General features: G+C 67.6%; 21 protein-coding genes. 16 read left to right on the top strand and 5 right to left on the bottom strand.

The window, feature by feature from the left end; genetic code table 11:
- The first annotated feature begins 20 nt into the window (after positions 1 to 20).
- The 5 genes from Q9R39_RS13585 to Q9R39_RS13565 are packed head-to-tail and all read left to right on the top strand — an operon-like array spanning position 21 to position 4,210.
- Positions 21 to 1,220 (top strand): serine hydrolase domain-containing protein, encoded by a 1,200-nt coding sequence (locus Q9R39_RS13585; RefSeq protein ID WP_311277633.1) that lies wholly within the window; start codon positions 21 to 23, stop codon positions 1,218 to 1,220.
- A gap of 28 nt (positions 1,221 to 1,248) precedes the next feature.
- Positions 1,249 to 1,734, top strand: coding sequence for a PPOX class F420-dependent oxidoreductase (locus Q9R39_RS13580; protein WP_205333689.1), 486 nt, complete (start codon positions 1,249 to 1,251; stop codon positions 1,732 to 1,734).
- A 31-nt stretch (positions 1,735 to 1,765) separates the two neighbouring features.
- Positions 1,766 to 2,764: a daunorubicin/doxorubicin resistance ABC transporter ATP-binding protein DrrA gene (locus tag Q9R39_RS13575; RefSeq protein ID WP_058253173.1), complete on the top strand. Its 999-nt coding sequence runs from the start codon at positions 1,766 to 1,768 to the stop codon at positions 2,762 to 2,764.
- On the top strand, positions 2,761 to 3,564 hold the full coding sequence (locus Q9R39_RS13570; protein ID WP_211539530.1) for an ABC transporter permease: 804 nt from the start codon (positions 2,761 to 2,763) through the stop codon (positions 3,562 to 3,564). Before Q9R39_RS13575 ends, Q9R39_RS13570 begins: the two co-directional genes overlap by 4 nt.
- A 10-nt stretch (positions 3,565 to 3,574) precedes the next feature.
- On the top strand, positions 3,575 to 4,210 hold the full coding sequence (locus tag Q9R39_RS13565) for a GyrI-like domain-containing protein (RefSeq protein WP_211539531.1): 636 nt from the start codon (positions 3,575 to 3,577) through the stop codon (positions 4,208 to 4,210).
- Positions 4,211 to 4,239: 29 nt separating this feature from the next.
- Here the strand turns inward: Q9R39_RS13565 and Q9R39_RS13560 are convergent, their stop codons facing one another.
- Positions 4,240 to 5,271, bottom strand: a complete 1,032-nt coding sequence (locus Q9R39_RS13560; protein ID WP_211539532.1) for an LLM class flavin-dependent oxidoreductase — start codon at positions 5,269 to 5,271, stop codon at positions 4,240 to 4,242.
- A 130-nt stretch (positions 5,272 to 5,401) separates the two neighbouring features.
- On the opposite strand from Q9R39_RS13560, the gene poxB reads away from it, so the two are divergent.
- Entirely contained in the window at positions 5,402 to 7,138 is a 1,737-nt protein-coding gene (gene poxB, locus Q9R39_RS13555; protein ID WP_211539533.1) for a ubiquinone-dependent pyruvate dehydrogenase, read from the top strand.
- Here the strand turns inward: poxB and Q9R39_RS13550 are convergent.
- The gene (locus Q9R39_RS13550; RefSeq protein ID WP_211539534.1) at positions 7,135 to 7,785 is read right to left on the bottom strand and encodes an MBL fold metallo-hydrolase; all 651 of its coding nucleotides are present in this window, start codon (positions 7,783 to 7,785) and stop codon (positions 7,135 to 7,137) included. The two genes, poxB and Q9R39_RS13550, sit on opposite strands and share 4 nt — an antisense overlap.
- A gap of 140 nt (positions 7,786 to 7,925) precedes the next feature.
- Between Q9R39_RS13550 and Q9R39_RS13545 the strand changes: the two genes are divergently transcribed.
- Both Q9R39_RS13545 and Q9R39_RS13540 read left to right on the top strand, forming a co-directional pair.
- On the top strand, positions 7,926 to 9,185 hold the full coding sequence (locus Q9R39_RS13545; RefSeq protein ID WP_311277632.1) for an oxygenase MpaB family protein: 1,260 nt from the start codon (positions 7,926 to 7,928) through the stop codon (positions 9,183 to 9,185).
- Between the two features lie 64 nt (positions 9,186 to 9,249).
- Entirely contained in the window at positions 9,250 to 10,302 is a 1,053-nt protein-coding gene (locus Q9R39_RS13540; protein WP_211539536.1) for a fused (3R)-hydroxyacyl-ACP dehydratase subunits HadA/HadB, read from the top strand.
- Positions 10,303 to 10,311: 9 nt separating this feature from the next.
- Here the strand turns inward: Q9R39_RS13540 and Q9R39_RS13535 are convergent, their stop codons facing one another.
- The gene (locus Q9R39_RS13535; protein WP_211539537.1) at positions 10,312 to 10,788 is read right to left on the bottom strand and encodes a phage tail protein; all 477 of its coding nucleotides are present in this window, start codon (positions 10,786 to 10,788) and stop codon (positions 10,312 to 10,314) included.
- An 80-nt stretch (positions 10,789 to 10,868) separates the two neighbouring features.
- Positions 10,869 to 11,294 carry a nitroreductase family deazaflavin-dependent oxidoreductase gene (locus Q9R39_RS13530; RefSeq protein WP_086536526.1) on the bottom strand — a complete coding sequence of 142 codons (426 nt, stop codon included), beginning with the start codon at positions 11,292 to 11,294 and terminating at the stop codon, positions 10,869 to 10,871.
- Between the two features lie 108 nt (positions 11,295 to 11,402).
- Between Q9R39_RS13530 and Q9R39_RS13525 the strand changes: the two genes are divergently transcribed.
- On the top strand, positions 11,403 to 11,906 hold the full coding sequence (locus Q9R39_RS13525) for a methylated-DNA--[protein]-cysteine S-methyltransferase (RefSeq protein ID WP_211539538.1): 504 nt from the start codon (positions 11,403 to 11,405) through the stop codon (positions 11,904 to 11,906).
- A gap of 146 nt (positions 11,907 to 12,052) precedes the next feature.
- Here Q9R39_RS13525 and Q9R39_RS13520 read toward each other — a convergent pair whose 3' ends face one another.
- Positions 12,053 to 12,967, bottom strand: coding sequence for an alpha/beta hydrolase (locus tag Q9R39_RS13520; protein ID WP_311277631.1), 915 nt, complete (start codon positions 12,965 to 12,967; stop codon positions 12,053 to 12,055).
- Between the two features lie 269 nt (positions 12,968 to 13,236).
- Here Q9R39_RS13520 and Q9R39_RS13515 point away from each other — a divergent pair, with 269 nt between their 5' ends.
- The 7 genes from Q9R39_RS13515 to Q9R39_RS13485 all read left to right on the top strand — a co-directional run bounded on the left by Q9R39_RS13515 (position 13,237) and on the right by Q9R39_RS13485 (position 19,272).
- Positions 13,237 to 13,809: a recombinase family protein gene (locus tag Q9R39_RS13515; protein ID WP_065629821.1), complete on the top strand. Its 573-nt coding sequence runs from the start codon at positions 13,237 to 13,239 to the stop codon at positions 13,807 to 13,809.
- The gene (locus Q9R39_RS13510) at positions 13,806 to 14,108 is read left to right on the top strand and encodes a hypothetical protein (RefSeq protein WP_065629820.1); all 303 of its coding nucleotides are present in this window, start codon (positions 13,806 to 13,808) and stop codon (positions 14,106 to 14,108) included. Before Q9R39_RS13515 ends, Q9R39_RS13510 begins: the two co-directional genes overlap by 4 nt.
- Positions 14,109 to 14,398: 290 nt before the next feature.
- Complete coding sequence (locus tag Q9R39_RS13505) at positions 14,399 to 14,797, top strand: chorismate mutase family protein (protein WP_311277630.1); 399 nt, start codon at positions 14,399 to 14,401, stop codon at positions 14,795 to 14,797.
- Between the two features lies 1 nt (position 14,798).
- Positions 14,799 to 16,940: an aminodeoxychorismate synthase component I gene (gene pabB / locus Q9R39_RS13500; protein WP_311277629.1), complete on the top strand. Its 2,142-nt coding sequence runs from the start codon at positions 14,799 to 14,801 to the stop codon at positions 16,938 to 16,940.
- On the top strand, positions 16,937 to 17,818 hold the full coding sequence (locus tag Q9R39_RS13495; RefSeq protein ID WP_311277628.1) for a prephenate dehydrogenase dimerization domain-containing protein: 882 nt from the start codon (positions 16,937 to 16,939) through the stop codon (positions 17,816 to 17,818). Before pabB ends, Q9R39_RS13495 begins: the two co-directional genes overlap by 4 nt.
- A complete protein-coding gene (locus Q9R39_RS13490; RefSeq protein ID WP_205333698.1) occupies positions 17,815 to 18,756 on the top strand; it encodes a diiron oxygenase in 942 nt (313 codons plus the stop codon). Before Q9R39_RS13495 ends, Q9R39_RS13490 begins: the two co-directional genes overlap by 4 nt.
- Before the next feature lie 42 nt (positions 18,757 to 18,798).
- Positions 18,799 to 19,272, top strand: a complete 474-nt coding sequence (locus Q9R39_RS13485; RefSeq protein WP_265968337.1) for a GNAT family N-acetyltransferase — start codon at positions 18,799 to 18,801, stop codon at positions 19,270 to 19,272.
- Position 19,273 lies beyond the last annotated feature (1 nt).

The raw sequence follows: 19,273 nt of genomic DNA, 5'->3' as shown, positions 1-19,273 counted from the left end.
CCTGCCGTTAGAGTGACCACATGAGCCGAAACCCCGTGCGCGCCACGGCCCTCCTCCGCATGGTGACGATCGGTGCAGCGGCCGTACTCGGCCTCGTCGCATGCTCACCCTCGGAGACGGCATCCGGTGCGGGATCGTCGAGTGCAGCGCCCGGCTCGGGTCAGACGACCTCGGTGCCGGCCGACACCGCGGCGGCGTTCCAGAAGGCGATCGACGACACCCGGGCCGCCGGGAATCTCCCCGGCGTCATCGCCCGGGTCATCTCACCGGCCGGAACCTGGACGGGGACGTCCGGGGTCCGGGCGGCCGGCGGGGACGATCCCATCCAGGCGGCGGATCACACCCGCATCGGCTCGCTCACCAAGACGATGACGGCCACCCTGCTGCTGCAGCTCGTCCAGGAGGGCCGCGTCTCGCTCGACGACCGCATCGACAGGTTCGTCCCGGACGCCTCTAACGGCAGCGCGACGCTGCGCCAGGTCGCCGACATGACCAGCGGCATCCCGTCGTACACCGCGTCCGAGTCCTTCGACCGGAAGTTCTTCGCCGACCCCGAATCCGTCTGGACGCCCACCGAACTGGTGGACACCGCGAAGGCGCTGCCACCGAGCTTTCCGCCGGGGCAGGGCTGGGAGTACTCCAACACGAATTACGTCCTGCTGGGCCTGGTCATCGAGAAGGTGCTGGCGAAACCCATCGGCGAGGTCTTCGCCGACCGGATCTTCACCCCCTTGGGCATGGACGAGTCCACGTGGCCCGGCGGGTCGGTCGAGATCCCCGATCCGCATCTCGACGGCCTCACCGATCAGGGTCAGCCCGACGGGCAGACGGTCGACTCGACGCGCTGGAATCCGTCCTTCGCGTCCACCGCCGGTGCCGTCATCTCGACCGTCGACGACCTGCAGAGCTGGGGTGAGGCCTTGTTCACCGGGCAGGGCGTCCTGAATCCGGCGACCCAGCAACTGCGCCGGGATTCGATTCTCACCTCGCCGCCACCGAACACCGCCACCTCCGGATACGGAATCGGTATCGGCAACCGCGACGGATGGTGGGGTCACGACGGGGATTTCCCCGGATACAACACCTCGTTGTTCCACAACTACGATTCGGACACGACGATCATCATCGTGATCAACACCGACGACGCGATGACGGTCGACGGCAAGTCGACGACCCCGGTCAGCGCCGTCCAGGCCGGCCTCATCGCCGCGCTGCCCTGAGACCCCGGTCCCGGCGTAAGGTCGGCGCATGGCCAGAACAGTCGCGAAAGCCGATGGTGTCGACCGTGCCGAACTGCTGGAGTTCATCCGGCCGCGCCACCACATGATCCTCAGCACCGTCCGTTCCAATGGCAGCCCGCAGATGTCGCCGGTCACCGGTGGGGTCGACGAGCAGGGCCGCATCGTCATCTCGACCTATCCCGGCCGGGCGAAGGCGGCGAACCTCCGGCACACGCCGGTGGCCAGTGTCGTGGTGCTCTCCGACGACTTCAACGGCGCCTGGGTCCAGGTCGACGGTGATGCCGAGGTCCTCGACATGCCCAAGGCCGAGGACGCGCTCGTCGACTACTTCCGCAGCATCTCCGGTGAGCACCCCGATTGGGACGAGTACCGAGCGGCGATGCGAACACAGGGCAAGTCGCTGATCCGCATCACGCCGACGAGGTGGGGTCCGGTGGCCACCGGCGGATTCCCCGCCGAGGTCGCGGCCCGGCTCGACGCGCAGGACCGATGAGCGCACCGGCCCGCCGGACGGACCCGATCGGTTGACCACCGGCGCCGACATCGAGATCCGCGGGTTGACGAAAAGCTATGGCGGACATCGCGTTCTCGACGGCATCGATCTCGAGATACCCGCCGGCAGCGTGACCGCCCTGCTGGGGCCGAACGGTTCCGGCAAGACCACGACCGTCGGCATCGCGTCGACCCTGTTCCCCGCCGACTCGGGGACGGTGACGATCGGCGGATACGACACGGTCGCGCAGACGCGTGCGGTGCGCGCGATGATCGGTGTCACCGGCCAGTCGGTCGCGGTCGACGAATTGTTCAGCGGGCGCGACAATCTGGTGCTCATGGCCGACCTACGACGGCTGGGCCGACGCAACGGACAGGCCCGCGCCCAGGAGTTGATCGAGCAGTTCGATCTGATCGCGGCCGCCGACCGCGCGGTGTCGACCTACTCCGGCGGCATGCGTCGGCGCCTCGATCTCGCCATGACTCTGGTGTCCATTCCGCGAGTGATCTTCCTCGACGAACCGACCACGGGTCTCGACCCCAGGAGTCGACGGATGCTGTGGGAGACCATCTCCCGGCTCGCCGCCGAAGGCGTCACGATCTTCCTCACCACGCAGTACCTCGAGGAGGCCGACCAGCTCGCCGACCGCATCGCCGTCCTGGACCACGGCCACATCGTGGCCGAGGGCACCGCCGCCGAATTGAAGAGCCGGGTGCACGACTCCGAGGTGCGCCTGACCTTCGCCGACCGCGACTCCTTCGACAAGGCGGCCTCGCTTCTGCCGGATGCGCGTCCGGTTCCCGAAGCACGACGCCTCGACATCGCGACCGACGACACCGTCACCACTGTCCGGACCACCTTGAACCAGCTGGAGGCCGCCGGCATCACGGTCACCGACGTCGGTGTCCACGCCCCGACCCTCGACGATGTGTTCTTCGCGCTCACCGGCAATCCCGCTTCCGCGGCCGCCGATGCCGACACCGGCGAACCCGGTGCCACCGACCCGGATCCGTCCGGAGCCGCCTCATGACGACCCTGACACACACGGTGTCGGATTCGCGGGTCATGGTCCGCCGCAACGTTCGGCGGCTCATCAAGTTCCCGGTGCTCACCGTGATGCTGGTCGGCATCCCGGTGGTCTTCCTGCTGCTGTTCGTCTTCGTGTTCGGGGGCCAGCTCGGCGCCGGGATGACCACGCAGTCCGGCGACAGCGGGCGGGCCGCCTACCTCGACTATGTGGTGCCCGGGATCGTGCTGGTCACTGTCGCGTCGGCGGTTCAGGGCACCGCCATCGTCGTTGCCATGGACATGACCTCGGGGATCATCAACCGTTTCCGCACCATGGACATCGCTCGCTCCGCTGTCCTCACCGGTCACGTACTCGCCAGCCTCCTGCAGGCGCTGTTCAGCATCGTCGTGGTCCTCGCCGTCGCGGTCGGTATCGGATTCCGGCCGTCGGCCGGTCCGCTCGACTGGCTGGGCGCGCTCGGCGTGACTTCCGTGTTCTCCGTCGCGCTGATCTGGCTCTCGGTCTACCTCGGGCTGGCGGCCAAGAGCGTCGAGACCGCCAGCAACACACCGATGTTCCTCACGATCCTGCCGTTCCTCAGCACGGGTTTCGTACCGGCCGAATCCCTACCCACCGGCCTGAGGCAATTCGCCGAGTATCAGCCCTTCACCCCCGTCATCGAGGTCCTGCGCGGAACCCTCACCGACGCCCCGGTCCCCACCGCGAGTGTTGTCGCCTCGCTCGCCTGGAGTCTCGCCATCGGCGGGGCCGCAGACTTTCTCGCGCTGCGAACCTATGAGCGGCGACGCATTCCCGGATAGTGTCGAGGGCGTGCCCGAGAAGGTGGACTTCAAGAAGACGCTGGACTCGTACAAGGCGCGGCGCGGCCAGTTCCGCATTCTCGACGTTCCGGCCATGCGCTACCTGATGATCGACGGATCGGGCGACCCCAACTCGACACCACAGTTCGCGGCGTCGATCGAGACGCTGTATCCGGTCGCGTACAAGCTGAAGTTCGCAAGCAGTCGTGAACTCGGCCGTGACTACGTCGTCCCGCCTCTCGAGGGGCTCTGGTGGGCCGACGACATGAGCACCTTCACCGGCGCCCGGGACAAGTGCCGCTGGAGTTGGACGCTCATGCTGATGGTTCCCGACTGGATCGGCGAGGATCTGCTCGACGCCGCTGTTCTCGGGGCCGGCGCGACGAAGCCGCCGCCGCGTCTCGCCGATCTACGCACGGAGTCGTTGGACGAGGGGTCGTGCGTTCAGACGCTGCACCACGGGCCCTTCGACGACGAGGGGCCGGCGCTGGCCGAGATGCACGATCGGTTCATACCCGACAACGGCTTACGCATGTCGGGCCGTCACCATGAGATCTACTTCAGCGACTTCCGCCGAGTAGCTCCGGAGAAACTTCGGACCCTGCTGCGTCAACCGGTCGAGTCCTCGTCCTCCATCATCCCGTAGCGAAAGATGGCTGAAAGCAGGGTTTCTCGTTACGAAGTCCCGCCGGCCGGCGTCCATCCGAGTGCCGGTCCGAGCTGCCCGGCGAGATCACCCACGATCTGCAGGTAGTCCGGCTCGTCGAAGGAGAACGGCAACGCGAAGGCCACCTCGGTGGCGCGTTGGAATCCCGCGTGCTCATACAGTCTCTCGGCGAGTTCATCGGACGGTCCGACGAGATCCGGCGAGAACAGGAGGCCTCGCGGACCCTGCGGGGTGAGCGTGCGCTCGAACCGACTGTCGGCATACGCCCGGTACTTGCGGATCTGGTCCGCGGTCGCGGAATCCGTGGGGATCACCACGAGCCCTTGGGACACGCGCGCACGGTCGGGGTTAACGTGATGGGCACGGTAGGCGTCGATGTGTTCGGCCTGGATGGTCGCGAAGTCGCGCGACTCCGTGCCCTCGGTGGTCACCACCGAGGACGTCAGATAGTTGATGCCTTGCCGGCCCGCCCAGATCGCCGAGCTCAATCCACCTCCGTACCAGACCCGATCGGCGAGACCCGGCGAATGCGGTTGCACCCGTCGGGAGAACGTCTCTATCCCGACGGTGCCCTCGAAGTCGCTGACGGGTTCGCCCCGCAGGTTGTCCAGGAGCCTCACCACCCGGTCCTTCGAGAAATTCTCCAGCGCATGGGTTTCGGGATACAGCGCGGTCTTGAAGTCGTCGTAGCGCATCGGCACACCGACGGAGACCCCCGGGTTGAGCCGTCCCCCGCTGAGGATGTCGACCGTCGCCAGGTCTTCGGCCAGCCGCAGCGGATTCTCCAGACCGAGCGGGATCACCGCGGTACCGAGCTCGATGCGACTGGTGCGCACCGCCGCGGCCGCCAGCAGGGCCACCGGCGAGGAGATGCCGCACTGCAGATGCCGGTTGCGCACCCACACGCTGTCGAAGCCGAGTTGCTCGGCCAGCTCGATCATCCGGAGCGTCTCGAGGTGACCGGGGCGCGGGTCGTCACCGTCGAAGCGTCCGATCGTCAGGAAACCGAGCTTCCGGAGTGGTTCACCGCGTCGTGGCATGCAATCGATTTTCACACCGTCTGGCAGCGGAGACATGTCGGCGAATCAGGGTGGGTCGAATTCTTCGAAAGTCACACCGGCGCGCCGCGTCTATAGTCGGGGCACACCGCCGCCGACCGAACGGATCGCCATGCCGCCCACTGTCGCGGAGAGGATCGTCGAGGAACTCGAGCGCGCCGGAGTCCGGCACGTCCACGGGTTGCCCGGTGATTCACTCAACGGTTTCACCGATGCCCTGCGGAGAAACGACACCATCTCGTGGCGACATGTGCGACACGAGGAGTCGGCGGCGTTCGCCGCGTCCGCCGAAGCCGCGCTCACCGGTGAACTCGCGGTGTGCGTGGGAAGTTGCGGGCCCGGCAACCTGCACCTGATCAACGGACTGTTCGACGCACACCGCAGTCGTGTCCCGGTCCTCGCGATCGCCGCGCACATCCCGGCGACGGAGATCGGCACCGGATACTTCCAGGAGACCCACCCCGAGCAGCTGTTTCGGGAATGCAGCGCCTTCTGCGAGATGGTCGGCACGCCCGACCAGATGCCGCGCCTGCTCGACATCGCCCTGCGCACCGCGGTCGAGAAACAGGATGTGGCGGTCCTCGTCATCCCGGGCGAGACCTTCCTGGCGCCGTGCCCGAAACGGCGCGCCGGCGCCCCCATCCGCCGTATCCCGCGGGTCACCCGGCCCACCGATGCCGAGATCGACCGCGCCGCAGACACTCTCAACGCCTCCGAGCGCGTGACTATTCTCGCCGGGGCGGGGGTGCAGGGGTCTCACGACGAGGTCGTCGAGCTCGCCCGTGCCCTGCAGGCCCCCGTCGTGCACGCGTTGCGGGGCAAGGAATTCATCGAGTACGACAACCCCTACGACGTGGGAATGACCGGGCTGCTCGGCTTCTCGTCCGGATACCGGGCGATCGAGAAGTGCGACACACTGCTCATGCTGGGCACCGACTTCCCCTATGAACAGTTCTATCCGTCGAAGGCGACCATCATCCAGGTCGACATCCGTGGCGAGCAGATCGGTCGACGCTGCCCCGTCGACCTGCCACTCGTCGGCGATGTCGGCGACACCGCCCGTGCGCTCCTGCCGAAGATCTCCACCGGCCGCGACTCCGAACACCTGTCGACCTCGTTGGCCCACTACGCCACGGCACGTCGCCGCCTCGACGACCTCGCCGACAACGACCGCAACCGGGCACCGATCCACCCGCAGTACCTGACTCGCCTGATCAGCGAGAAAGCCGACCGCGACGCGGTGTTCATCCCCGACGTCGGCTCACCGGTGGTGTGGGCGGCGCGCTACCTCGAGATGAACGGGGCCCGTCGCCTGATCGGCTCGTTCACCCACGGCTCGATGGCCAATGCCGTGTCCCAGGCGATCGGCGCACAGACCGCCTTCCCGGACCGCCAGATCGTTGCGCTCGCCGGCGACGGCGGGCTCGCGATGCTGCTCGGCGAGCTGCTGACCATCACGCAGAACAACCTGCCGGTGAAGATCGTCGTCTTCGACAACTCGTCGCTGAACTTCGTCGAGGTCGAGATGAAGGCGGCCGGATTCGTCAACTACGGAACCGACCTAAAGAATCCGGACTTCGCCGCGCTGGCGGAGTCGCTCGGTATCCACGGTCGGCGCGTCGAGCGGCCGGACGACCTGGCCGGTGCGGTCGACGAGCTCCTCGCCCACGATGGTCCGGCGCTTCTCGATGTCGTCACCGCTCGGCAGGAGCTGTCCATCCCGCCGACGATCACCGCCGCCCAGGCCAAGGGCTTCACGCTGTACGCGCTCCGCACCGTACTGTCCGGACGCGGCGACGAACTGGTCGACCTCGCCGAGACCAATCTCTTCCGGCGGCTGTTCGACTAGGCGTTTCGGTCCGCAGCCACCTGCAGGCCGAGAATCGCTTCGGTGACACCGGCTGTCCAGGTGGACGTGTCGACACGGTGAACGGCTGACTCCCCCGCATACGCGCTCGATATGACGACGTCCGGGGCAAGAGTGGCCAGCAGTTCGACGCTCCCCGCGAGCTGGACGGGGTCACTGATGCCCGGGAGATACCCGGCGGTCCACCGCCCCGACTCGCTGCGATAGAGGGTGTCCCCGGTGAACAGGTAGCGGTCGCCGTCGGCGCCGTGCACCAGGTAGCTCGTGCTACCCGGGGAATGGCCGGGTGTCGGGATCACCTCGACCCCGTTGCCGTCCGTGTGCCGGTCCGCGAGCCCCACCCCGATCCGCGCGTAGCGGCCGATCCGGTCCGCTTCGGCGAAAGGAGCGTGCAGTGTCGTCCCGAATCGTTCGTTAATCGCGGCCAGCAGCGGCCCGGCCTCATCCTGATGCGACAGATATTGCTCGTCGATCCCGCCCAGGCGGTAGAGCTCATCGAACTCGGAATCCGACGCAACCGAGTAGAAGAGGACGTTTCGAGCCGACCTCCACAGGTAGGCATGCGTGGTCAGTCCCGGAAACGGGTTGTCGGAGCTGGTCTCCCACAGGTCGGCGAATACGCGGCGCATCGATACCTCCACGAGTTGGTTGGATGTCCCACCACGGTGCAACTTCGAGTTCACTTGAAGTCAAGACGCCGTTGCCGACTGGTCAGCAGAGCACCGCGGGTGATACACATCTAGGAATCCGTCTCACGTCAGGAGTCCCCGTGTCCACCTCGCTGCCACCCGATACTCCTGCCTTTCCGGCGGCGGTCGCCTACGAGTCCGCGATGACCAACCAGCGTCTGCGAGGCGTGCGGGCGCTGGTACGGCAGTTCACCCGCAAAGACCTCTTCCCGGAGCCGGAGAACCTCCGCACCTTCGCCGAGGACATGTTCCGCACCGACCCCGTGGCCGAACGTTTCGTCGACGAGGTCTACGGCACGTTGGGCGGCGAGGCGGCCCGGGCCCTGCTCGATCAGGCACTCACCGACGGCCTGGACAGCATCGACGATCCCCCGCCCGCACTGGTCGACCTGTTCGAGGAGTTCGAGACGGTGCCCGACTGGGTCGACCCCGAGCTGATCGCGGAGGGCGAGGCCATCTGGCGCCGGTGGGGTACCGGCCTGTTCAGCGTCGCCGGGGGGATCACCCTGGAGATGTACACCGAGGCCGCGGTCGCGAAACCGCTCTCGCTGGCCGGGGGTTATGCGGGCGACAACGCTCTGCGCCGGTTCCTGGAGACCTCGCGTTTCTGGATCGACGTCTCGCAACCCGACGCGTTGCTCACGCCGGGGTCGCAGGGTCGTGCGACGGCGATGCGGGTACGCATCATGCACGTGTGGGTCCGGCGCACCGTCGCCGAACACCCGGAATGGGACCGCCAACGCTGGGGCGACCCGATCAGTCAGTCCTACCAACTACTGACCCTGCTGGGCGGCAGCGTGGTGCCCGCGATGGCGCTGTGGCTGACCGGAATACAGACGACACCCCGCGAGATCCGCGTCCTGCTGCACTATCAGCGCTACCTCGGCCACCTACTCGGGGTGCGCACGCAGTGGTATCCGGAAACGATCGCCGACTCGTTGCGATTGCTGGCCTTCGTCACGTCCACCCGCACCTACGACGCCGGGGCCGACGGCGCAGAGCTCATCGAGTCGTTCCCGGCCGCGTTCGCGAAGCGCGGGTCGAGCGGCTTGCAGCGGTTGCGCGGCACATACAACGCGGCGATGTACGCGGCGTACTCGAGCGTCTACATGCTGCCCACGACGCGGCTGCGCTACCGGATGCCCAGTCCGGTTCCGGGGATGCTCGTCATCGTGCTCCGACTACCGGTGGTGATCGTCGTCGAAACCACCCGTCGACTCTCACCTCGATTCCGTCGACTTCACGAGAAGTGGATGTGCCGCCATCGGGAGAACTGGCACGACTGGCAGACCTCGGGTCGCCCGGCGGAGTACGCCCACGGCAAGGGGCTCCGACGCTGACGGCGACGACCGGAAGGTTACTCCGGAGTTGGACTCGGATCGGTACACCGTTAGCGTGTTCGGGGTGACGCACACTCCGACGACCACCGCCACGACCGCCGATGATCCCGCCGGGATCGAATCCCGAGTCGGGCACTACTACGTCCTCGACGGCTCGTACCAGGTCGGACGCGAGAAGGTGCGCGAGTACGCCCGCGCGGTCCAGGACTACCACGGCGCGCACTGGGAACCCGAAGCCGCAGCCGCACTGGGCTATTCGGGACTCGTCACGCCGCTCACCTTCACCTCGATCCCGGCGATGGCGGCCAACCGGGAACTCTTCGAGAAGGTCATCGTCGGATATGACACCTACGTGCAGACCGAGCAGGTCTTCGAACAGCACCGGCCGATCGTCGCCGGAGACGAGCTGACCACCGACGTCGAGCTGAGCAGCGTTCGTCGGATCGCGGGCAAAGACCTGATCACCGTGACCAACACCATGACCGACGCCGCGAGCGAACGAGTGCACACCATGCACACCACGGTCGTCGGCGTGACCGCGGACGAGGTCGATCCCGAACTGAGCAGTGCGGTTCGCAAGGTGATGATGCACGACGTCAACATCTTCAGCCACGACGAGGCTGCCCAACGATACGTGAAAACGGTTCGCCCCGAGCGCGATGTCCCGGCCGCCGATGACACGGGTCGCACCTCCGGGGCCCGGAGCTTCGACGACCTGAGCGTTGGCGACGAGCTCCCGCCGCACACCATCCGACTGTCCCGCGGCGACCTGGTCAACTACGGCGGTGTCGCCGGCGACGCCAATCCGATCCACTGGGACGAGACGAGTGCGAAGCTCGCGGGCCTCCCCGATGTGATCGCCCACGGGATGCTGACCATGGGCCTCGGGGCGGCGTACGTGTCCTCGTGGTCGGGCGATCCGGGTGCCGTGACCCGGTACGCGGTGCGCCTGTCCCAGCCCGCCGTCGTGTCCCGCGCCGAGGGCGGGGAGATCGAGTACAGCGGGCGGATCAAGTCGCTCGATCCGGCGACCCGAACGGGCGTCGTCATCGTGGTGGCGAAGTCGGGTGGCCGCAAGATCTTCGGTCTCGCCACCCTGAACATCCGCTTCAAGTGACCGTCGGGGTCAGTACTCCCCTTTGATGACGAAGTAGGACCCGCGGATGACGCCGGCGAGTTTCGATTTCTGGCGGGCGAACTTGAACTTCGCCTCCAACTCGGCCGGGACGTCCATACCCTCGGACAGCTTGAACCCGACAGCACGTTTCCCGGCGGGGTCGATGCTGTACATGACGTTGACGGCCAGGCCCGACTCGTAGAACACGTACGACATGTGGAGTCTGCCGTCGTCCGGGCCCACCTCGAAGTCGCTGACCTCAAGAGCCGGCGACGCGATGGTGATGTCGCGCTCGTTCGCCAGGATCGTGGTCACCCGGTCGAGGATGTCGGGTGCTTCCGATGCCGGGACGACGACGAAATCGTGCCCGTACTTCGTCTTGTAATACCGGGCCTCGTTGGCCCGGAGGCCGGCCAACGCCTCGGCGACCGGTGAACTCTCGAGTCCCGCGGTGGAGACCTGCTTGAAGTCGATCACGTCACCCATGACTCTCCCTCCGGCAGGTTGCCTCAGACAGCGTAAAGCCCCCGACCGCGGTCGGGGGCTTTATCGATGCAGCGCGACGCTCACTCGAGGACGAACACCGGGATCTGCCGATCGGTCTTCGTCTGGTACTCGGCGTAGGGCGGGAAGGCGGCGACGGCCAGCTCCCACCAGTGATCGCGCTCCTCGCCGTCACTCAGCTCGCGCGCGGTCAATTCCTTCACCTCGGTACCGTCCTGCGCGGTCACCTGGGGGTTCGCCTTCACGTTGTGGTACCACGCCGGATGCTCGGGCGCGCCGCCCTTCGAGGCGACCATGAGGTACTTGCCGTTCTCCTCCACGCGCATCAGCGGGACGTAGCGCTTCTTGCCCGACTTCGCGCCGGTCGTGGTGAACAGGACGATCGGACGGTCCATCACGGTCACACCGTCGGTCGTGCCCTGCTCCAGGATCTTCTCGGTCTGCTCGCGGACCCAGCCTTCAGGACTCAACTCTGCGTTAGCACTCATGGTGGGCGGAACACCACAGCTCGGCCGGGTATTCCCCGCAGCGCCGTCTGTGTCGTGACTCTCCGATACTGTGTGGCGGGACCTGACCTCGACCGTGAGATCTCACCGATGGCCACACCATGCCGTGCTCTCGTACCGACGCCGGTCGGCACCGTGGCCGTCGACAGCAATGGATCGGCCGTCGTGCGCGTGGCCTGGCGAGTGACCACCGACGTACCGACCGATGACGAGACCATCGATCCCGTTCTCGCAGAGGCGATTCGACAGATCCGCGCCTATTTCGCCGGTGACCTGACCGAGTTCGACCTGCCTGTCGATCTCGACCGGATGTCGGACGCCGCCCGGGCGGTCCTGTCGACGCTGCACCGGACGGTCGCCCACGGCGACACGGTCACCTACGGCGAACTCGCGGCGATGAGCGGCACGCGGGTCTCTGCGCGCGGCGTCGGCACGATCATGGGGATCAATCCCCTGCCGTTGATCATCCCGTGTCATCGCGTCGTCGCCGGCGACGGACTCGGCGGCTACTCGGGCGGCGCGGACGGTCAGGGCCTGGCGACCAAACGCTGGCTGCTCGAGTTCGAGGGCGCTCTCCCGCCGACACTGTTCTGATCAGGAGCCCAGCCGACTACGCCGACCCTGAGATCGATGTCGCATGCGACATCAATCCGTCTACGCGACCTCGATCGAAGTCGCATCAGCGAACCGATGTCGCACGCGACGTGAGTTCGTGATCCGGCATCCTCGAGCGTCGAGCGTCATGTGCGCGACGCCCCGGACAGATGTTCGACGACCAGCGACTGCAGCCTTGGAGCGTCCGAGCCGAGCCACAACGACAGGTGCGTTCCCTCGTCGACGGCTTCGAGGCGAGCATCGGGCAGCGTCTGCGCGGCATGGACACTCTGATCGAACGGGACGTCGGCGTCGGTTCGGGAGTGTATCGCCAGCACGGGTGCGGTCACCTCCGCGAGCGGTAGGTCGAGTTCGCGAAATTGGTCGAAGTCATTGTTGAAACCAGCTTTTCGCGACCCCGACACGGTGTCGAACAGATCGATCGCCAGCGTGCGCTGGTCGTCATCGGCGATGATCTCCGCGGTGAGCGCCCTGATCTGTACACGCGACAGGTCTCCCTCACCGGACAGGAGTGTCGAGATGGCCGTGGACGGCGCCTTCGACGCGACCGTGGTCGCCAGCCACTGACCGAAACGACTGAAGAGAAGCTTCTCCTCGGACAGTTCGAGTCGTCCACGCAGGCTGCTCCGCGGATCGAAGCGGGTGCTGACCGCGGCGACCGCGACGATCGCGGACACCCGCTCGGGTACGGAAGCCGCCAACGAGTAGGCGACGGGCCCGCCACCGGACCAGCACATCAGCCCGAAACGATCGATCCCCACCGAGTCCAGCACCGCCCTGACCAGTTCCGCCTGCGCGGCCGGACGTCGTGTGTCGCCGCCCAGGGGCGTACCCAGGTAGCCCGGGCGAGAGACCGCGATGACGCGATGCGCCCCGGCCAGGAAGCGCGTCATCAGGACCCCCTGGTCGCAGCCACCCGGGGACCCGTGCACGAACACCAGCGGCGGCCCGGACCCGACGTCGACATATTCGACCGGCCCGGTCGGCGTCTCGACGAGGCGCGGTTCCGTCGAGTGACTGTCCGAGTGAGCGAGCCCCATGGATGTACCTCCTCCGACGACCGTGGTGCGACGGTAGCGCCGGCGCGACGCCCGCGCGGCACAACGCGGTGAAACGGCGCGAACGGGTGAACCCGAACGCGGCCGCACCCGAGTCATCTCTCCTATTTCGAGACATTTTTGCGACTATCAAGACTTTTGACCGCCATTTCTGATTGAAGTCTCGAAACACCGGCGCGTCTTTTGAGTCTGTCTCGATACTTCTGAGATACGCTGTCGCGGTGACAGCAGACGCAACACAGCCGTCGGGGATGGCCCTCGGTTACGCACGCGACTCCCCCGGTGCCCACGCGCTCGCGCCCCAGATCGACGCGCTCACCGATGCCGGGGTGGACCCCGCGCGGATCTACACCGATGCGACCGATCGCTCCGCGCCCGCGGGTCAGCGGCCCGGGATGGCCGCCCTCCTCGACTACGCGCGAGCCGGCGACACCACGGTGGTCGTCGGCATCGACCGCCTCGGCCGGAACGTTCGCGAGGTCATGGAGGTCGCGAACCAGATGGCCGGGCGCCGCATCGGACTGCGCTCGCTCCGCGAGGGAATCGACACCGCCGACCCGGCCGGAGCGATGATCGTTGCGGTGCTGGCGTCGCTGGCCGAACTCGACGACGACGCGCCGAGACGGTCGGACCGTTCCACGCCGAGAACCCTGCGTGGGTCCACGTCGGCGATCGGCCGGCCGCGGGCGCTCGATGCCGATCAGGTGGTGCGCGCCGAACAGATGCGCGCGCAGGGGGTTTCCGTACCCAGGATCGCGCAAGAGCTCGGGGTGAGCCGCGCGACCCTGTATCGCACCCTGGCCGAGAGGCGTTCGGTCCGTTGAAGAATCCCGACTCCGACCTCCCCGAACTCGACATCGTCACCGAGTACGGCGTCGTCACGCGCCTGCCCACCTCGTTCCCGATCTTCGACGCCGAACTCGACGAGCACCTCGATCCGGACCTGTTCCAGCAAGGTTTCGTCGATGCCGCGGCCGATCTCGGTGCGCTTCCCGCGCCGTGGGCGCGACAACTGGCGTCGTCGACGCTCGCGTGCCCGCCCGACCCCGACGACGAGGAACCGAGTTACACACGCGGCTATCGCGCCGCCCTCTACGGACACCTCCGACACGCCGGAAAGTAAGCGCGGCAAAGGGTCTCGGCAACGACGCCCGGAAGGTCGGACTTGCCGCAATCGAACCGCCGCCCCGGCAACGGATCTCGTGCACTGACGTACTGGTCGTTGGCGAATCGTGATCACCTGGTGACGTCAACGCCCCTCGCGACACGCATGCTCGGTGCGACCATGGACCGAGTCGGGGGATGCGGTTCGCGAACGCGGGCCGGGCGCAATGCCGGACGGGGGCAGGCGCCGCATGTCGGGCGGGTCAAGTCGGCGGGCCGCACTTTCGGACACTGCTAGGTGGTCGCGCCATGACCCGATCGACGAACATCAACAGCCGTGCGCAGGGTGGAGACGACCCCACCGCACGCGAACTGGAAGCCCTGCGAACGGAATTGGACGGGATCGACGACCGTCTGCTCGAAGACGTGCGGGCCCGGATCGAGGTCTGCACACGCATCGCGGAACTCAAACGACGGCACGCCATCCCGGTGATGCAGCCGCGCCGGGTCGGCGCTGTACACGAACACGCCCACCGGTTCGCCATCGAGCACGACCTCTCCACCGATTTCCTACATGCCCTCTACGACCTCATGATCTCGGAGACCTGTCGGGTCGAGGATCTGATCGTCGGAACCGAGACGTCGCAGCGAGCGGGGCACGATCGTGACCCCGCCCGACACCCGTCCGCCGTCGCGAGCGCGGACTGAGGTGGACCCGGTGCGCACACTGCTGATCGACAACTACGACTCGTTCACGTACAACCTGTACGCGTTGTTGACCCAGGTCAACCGCCGGGAGCCGGTCGTCGTCGCCAACGATGTGCCCTGGACGTCGGTGGACCTGACAGCTTTCGACAACGTGGTGGTCTCCCCCGGCCCGGGCCGTCCGGATCACCCCCGCGACTTCGGGATCAGCGCACGGGCGCTGACCGACAGCGGACTACCCGTGCTCGGGGTGTGCCTGGGCCACCAGGGCCTGTGCCATGTGTTCGGCAGCCCGGTGGTACGGGCCCCCGAACCGCGGCACGGACGACTCAGCGCCGTCCACCACGACGGCCGCGGCTTGTTCACGGGGCTCCCCTCCCCGTTCCGGGCGGTCAGGTATCACTCGCTGGCGGTGGTGGATGTCCCCGACGAGTTGGAGGATCAGGCGTGGTCCGACGACGGCGTCCTGATGGCGGTGCGCCACCGGGTGTTGCCGATGTGGGGAGTGCAGTTCCATCCGGAGTCGATCTGCAGCGAGTACGGCCGGGAGCTGTTGGCCAACTTCGCGGCGGCCACACGGGTGCGAGCGCACCGCGGGGTCTCGGCCGGGGCGAGTCGGGCGTCGGCGACGACGGAGCGGCCGGCGAGTGAGGCGTCGGCGAGTGAATCGGCGGGGAGTGAATCGGCGGGGAATCGGCACGAGGGTTACCGGGTCCGATCGGTTCGGGTGGACCACGTGGTGGACCCGAACAGCGTCTATGAACGACTGTTCGCCGGTGGCCCGAACAGCTATTGGCTCGACCGGTCGGCGGCCGAGGAGACCGACGGTCGCTACTCCGTCATGGGAGACTGCTCGGGTCCCCACGCCGAGTATGTGACCTACCGGGTCCCGGAAATGACTGTGCGAGTCGAACATTCGAACGGTACAGCGGAGGAGGTCCGCAGCACCTTCTTCGACTACCTCGACGCCCAGCTGCGGGCGCGTGCGGTGGCTGCGCAACCTGAGCTGCCGTTCGCGTTCTGTCTGGGGTACGTCGGCTATCTCGGCTACGAGCTCAAAGCGGACACCGGCGGCCAGCTGGCGCATGCCTCCGAGCAGGCCGACGCGGCGCTCGTGTTCGCCGACCGCGCGGTGGTGATCGACCACGGACACGGGTGTGCGTATGTGCTCGCACTGGAAGCAGTCGAGAGCCCGGATCCCGATGTCGCGACGTGGTTGGACGAGACGGCGTCGACCATTCGGGAGATGCGAACCGCCACACCCGCTCCGGCGACGACTCTCCCGCTGGTCCCGGCGCCCCACGAGGTGCCGATCGTGTTCCGCCACAACCGCCAGACGTACCTGAGGCTCATCGAGGACTGTCTGGCGGAGATCCGGTCCGGGGAGTCGTACGAGGTGTGTCTGACGAACTCGGCGACCGTGCACCGCAGCCTCGACCCCGTGTCCGGGTATTCGTGTCTGCGGGAGATCAGCCCGATGCCCTACAACGCCCTGCTGCAGTTCGCCGGGATGTCGGTGCTCAGCGCGTCGCCGGAACGGTTCTTGAAGATCGGTGCCGACGGGACGGTCGAGTCGAAGCCGATCAAGGGGACACGGCCGCGGTCGGCCGATCCCACCGAGGACCACCAATTGCGATCCGCGCTACGGGCGAGCGAGAAGGACCGGTCGGAGAACCTGATGATCGTGGACCTCGTCCGCAACGACCTGTCGCGTGTCTGCGTCCCGGGGTCGGTGCATGTGCCGTCACTGTTCGACATCGAGACCTACGCACCCGTGCATCAAATGGTGTCGACCGTGCGGGGGACGCTGCGGAACGGGGTGTCGGCGGTCGACTGTGTGCGGGCGGCCTTTCCCGGCGGTTCGATGACCGGCGCACCGAAGATCCGCACGATGGAGATCATCGACAAACTCGAGGCGGGTCCGCGGGGCGTGTACTCGGGGGCGATCGGCTTCTTCTCGCTCACCGGAACCGCTGACCTGTCGATCGTGATCCGCACGATGGTGGCGACCGGTTCCGAAGTGACCTTCGGGGTCGGCGGCGCGATCGTCGCGCTGTCGGATCCGGACGAGGAGTTCGAGGAGACGATGGTCAAGGCCCTGACCATGCGACGCTGCCTGTCCGTCGCCGAGGAGAGCGGCCCGTGACCGAATCGGCCGCCCCCGGTGCGCGGTCGGTGGTCGTGGCCGGCGGAGCAGGGGCGGTGGGATCCATGTTCGCCGACCGGTGGCGCAGTGGCGGCGACCTCGTACACATCCTGGACGCCACCTCCGGCGACGACATCCGTGCCCCCGGCCCAGAGGCGACCGCGCGGGTGCGCGCGGCGGACATCGTGGTCCTCGCGGTACCGGAGAATGTCGCAGTCGCCTCGCTGGTGACGGTGCGATCACTGATGCGCCCGACCGCGATGCTGGTGGAGACGCTGTCGGTGAAGACCCGGTTCGCGGCGGCCGTCGGCGGACCGGACGAGAGCCGTTGCGCCACAACAGGCCCGGTCGTCGGCGTGAACCCGATGTTCGCCCCGTCCCTCGGTCTGCCCGGCCGGGCGATCGCGGTGGTCGTCCATCGCGACGGACCCGGCGTGGACCGCCTGATCGACGATCTGGCGAGGTGGGGCGCTCGCGTGCGGGTCACCACCGCCGATCGGCACGACCGCCTGTGCGCCGCGGTACAGGCCCTCACCCATGCGACCATCCTGTCGTTCGGGGTCGCGCTCGCCGACCTCGGCGTCGAGGCCGACGAGGCGGCGACACTGGCCACCCCACCGTTCATGACGATGGCGGCGATGCTGGCGCGCGTCGCCGGTGGGACACCGGAGGTGTACCGGGACGTGCAGTCGTCGAACCCGTGCGCGTCGACGGCCCGGGATGCGTTGGCGCGTGCGGTGTCCCGGGTCTCCGCCACCTGCGACGGCGACAGCGACGAGTTCACGGCACTGCTCGCCCGGGCCGGAGCGCCGCTGGGCGATCGCGGCAGCGAGTATGCCGGGCTGTGCGCGCGACTGTTCGCCGGGTTGGCGTCGTGACCGGCACGCTGCCCGACCACGACGCTGCCGACCCGGTGGAGACGGCGGTGATCCGTGGGCTGGTGCGCAGCTGGTCGCGGCGGGCCACGGTGCGCCGCACCGAGCCCGAACTCGACGGCCCGACGATGGACGATCTCTACGACGACGATTGCGTCGACTATCCCGAGACACTGCTCCCCTTCGCCGGACATCCGGGATGGAACGGGCTCGACGAGGACCGCCGGTCCCGGGTCCGGGCGTGGGGGTGGATCGCGTACAACAAGAATGTCGTCGACATCGAACAAGACGTGGTCACACCCGGTTTCGGATTGTTGTTCCGGGACGCGTTCGGCACCGGGTTCTCCGACGCCGGGAGGGCGGCGGTCGTCCAGTCGATGGTCGACGAGGAGTACCACACGCTGATGCATCTGAACGCGTCCGCGCTGACCCGCCGTCGGCGTGCCTGGACGCTTCCGGATGCCACACTGCCCGAGTCGTTGATGGTGCGCCGCCATCGGGCTGCGCTCGCACGTGCGGAGTCGGCACGAGCCGCGGCGCTCACGACCCTGGCCTACGCGACGGTCGCCGAGACCTCCATCGGGGACTACCTCACGTTGATCGCCGAGGATCGGACGATCCAACCGGTTCACCAAGCCACCGTCGCCCTGCATCGCCGCGACGAGCGCGCGCACGGCTCGGTCGCCGGCGAGATGATCGCGATGGTCCACGACCGGCTCGGCCCGGACGACCGGCTCGTCCTGGCGCATGCGCTGCGCGACGGCGTCGACGCGTTCACGGCGACCGACACCGCCGCGTGGTCGGCCATCCTCGCCGCCGAGCGGATCCCGGACGGCGCCACGATGCTGCGCGAGTCCGCCGAGGACCCCGATCGACGACGAGTCCTGCAGGATTGCAGTGCGGTCGACCGGCTACTCGCCCGGTTCGGCGCCCTGGGTTGACCTGCGCCGGTGATCGTCGGGTGGGCGGCTACGGTGGTGACCGTGAACGAGCCCGACAGCCCGCGAGTGGCGACACCGGCCGACGCGGCGACCATGGCCGAACTGCTCGACGCCTTCAACCGCGAGTACGGCGAACCGTCTCCCGGACCGGCCGCCCTGGCCGATCGACTGACCGATTTACTTTCGCGCAGTTCGACTTTCGCGATCGTGGCCGGCGACCCGATCACCTCGCTGGGCCTGGTGACCATCCGGACAAACGTCTGGGTCGACGGCGGCATCGCCCTGCTCGACGAGATGTACACCACGCCTGGCCAACGCAGCCGCGGACTCGGTGGTGCCGTCCTCACCGCCGCGGTTGCCGAGGCGGCGCGACGGGGCGCCGGGGAATTCGAGATCGAGGTCGACGAACCCGACGTCGACGCGCACCGCTTCTATGCCCGGCACGGGTTCCCGCTGCGCGATCCCGAGACCGGCGACCGGGCGTTCGTTCTCCGCAAGGAGCTGACCGCTCCGTAAT

Source organism: Gordonia sp. AC31 (genome assembly GCF_031844505.1).
Classification (GTDB): Bacteria; Actinomycetota; Actinomycetes; order Mycobacteriales; family Mycobacteriaceae; genus Gordonia; species Gordonia hongkongensis.
This window is presented reverse-complemented; position numbering and strand designations above follow the sequence as displayed.

What these genes read in the sequence shown, in the direction of transcription:
- Q9R39_RS13585 (WP_311277633.1), top strand. Translation starts at nt 21, where the DNA reads ATGAGCCGAAACCCCGTGCGCGCCACGGCCCTCCTCCGCATGGTGACG.
- Q9R39_RS13580 (WP_205333689.1), top strand. Translation starts at nt 1,249, where the DNA reads ATGGCCAGAACAGTCGCGAAAGCCGATGGTGTCGACCGTGCCGAACTG.
- Q9R39_RS13570 (WP_211539530.1), top strand. Translation starts at nt 2,761, where the DNA reads ATGACGACCCTGACACACACGGTGTCGGATTCGCGGGTCATGGTCCGC.
- Q9R39_RS13560 (WP_211539532.1), bottom strand. Translation starts at nt 5,271, where the DNA reads ATGCCACGACGCGGTGAACCACTCCGGAAGCTCGGTTTCCTGACGATC.
- poxB (WP_211539533.1), top strand. Translation starts at nt 5,402, where the DNA reads ATGCCGCCCACTGTCGCGGAGAGGATCGTCGAGGAACTCGAGCGCGCC.
- Q9R39_RS13550 (WP_211539534.1), bottom strand. Translation starts at nt 7,785, where the DNA reads ATGCGCCGCGTATTCGCCGACCTGTGGGAGACCAGCTCCGACAACCCG.
- Q9R39_RS13535 (WP_211539537.1), bottom strand. Translation starts at nt 10,788, where the DNA reads ATGGGTGACGTGATCGACTTCAAGCAGGTCTCCACCGCGGGACTCGAG.
- Q9R39_RS13530 (WP_086536526.1), bottom strand. Translation starts at nt 11,294, where the DNA reads ATGAGTGCTAACGCAGAGTTGAGTCCTGAAGGCTGGGTCCGCGAGCAG.
- Q9R39_RS13525 (WP_211539538.1), top strand. Translation starts at nt 11,403, where the DNA reads ATGGCCACACCATGCCGTGCTCTCGTACCGACGCCGGTCGGCACCGTG.
- Q9R39_RS13520 (WP_311277631.1), bottom strand. Translation starts at nt 12,967, where the DNA reads ATGGGGCTCGCTCACTCGGACAGTCACTCGACGGAACCGCGCCTCGTC.
- Q9R39_RS13515 (WP_065629821.1), top strand. Translation starts at nt 13,237, where the DNA reads ATGGCCCTCGGTTACGCACGCGACTCCCCCGGTGCCCACGCGCTCGCG.
- Q9R39_RS13505 (WP_311277630.1), top strand. Translation starts at nt 14,399, where the DNA reads ATGACCCGATCGACGAACATCAACAGCCGTGCGCAGGGTGGAGACGAC.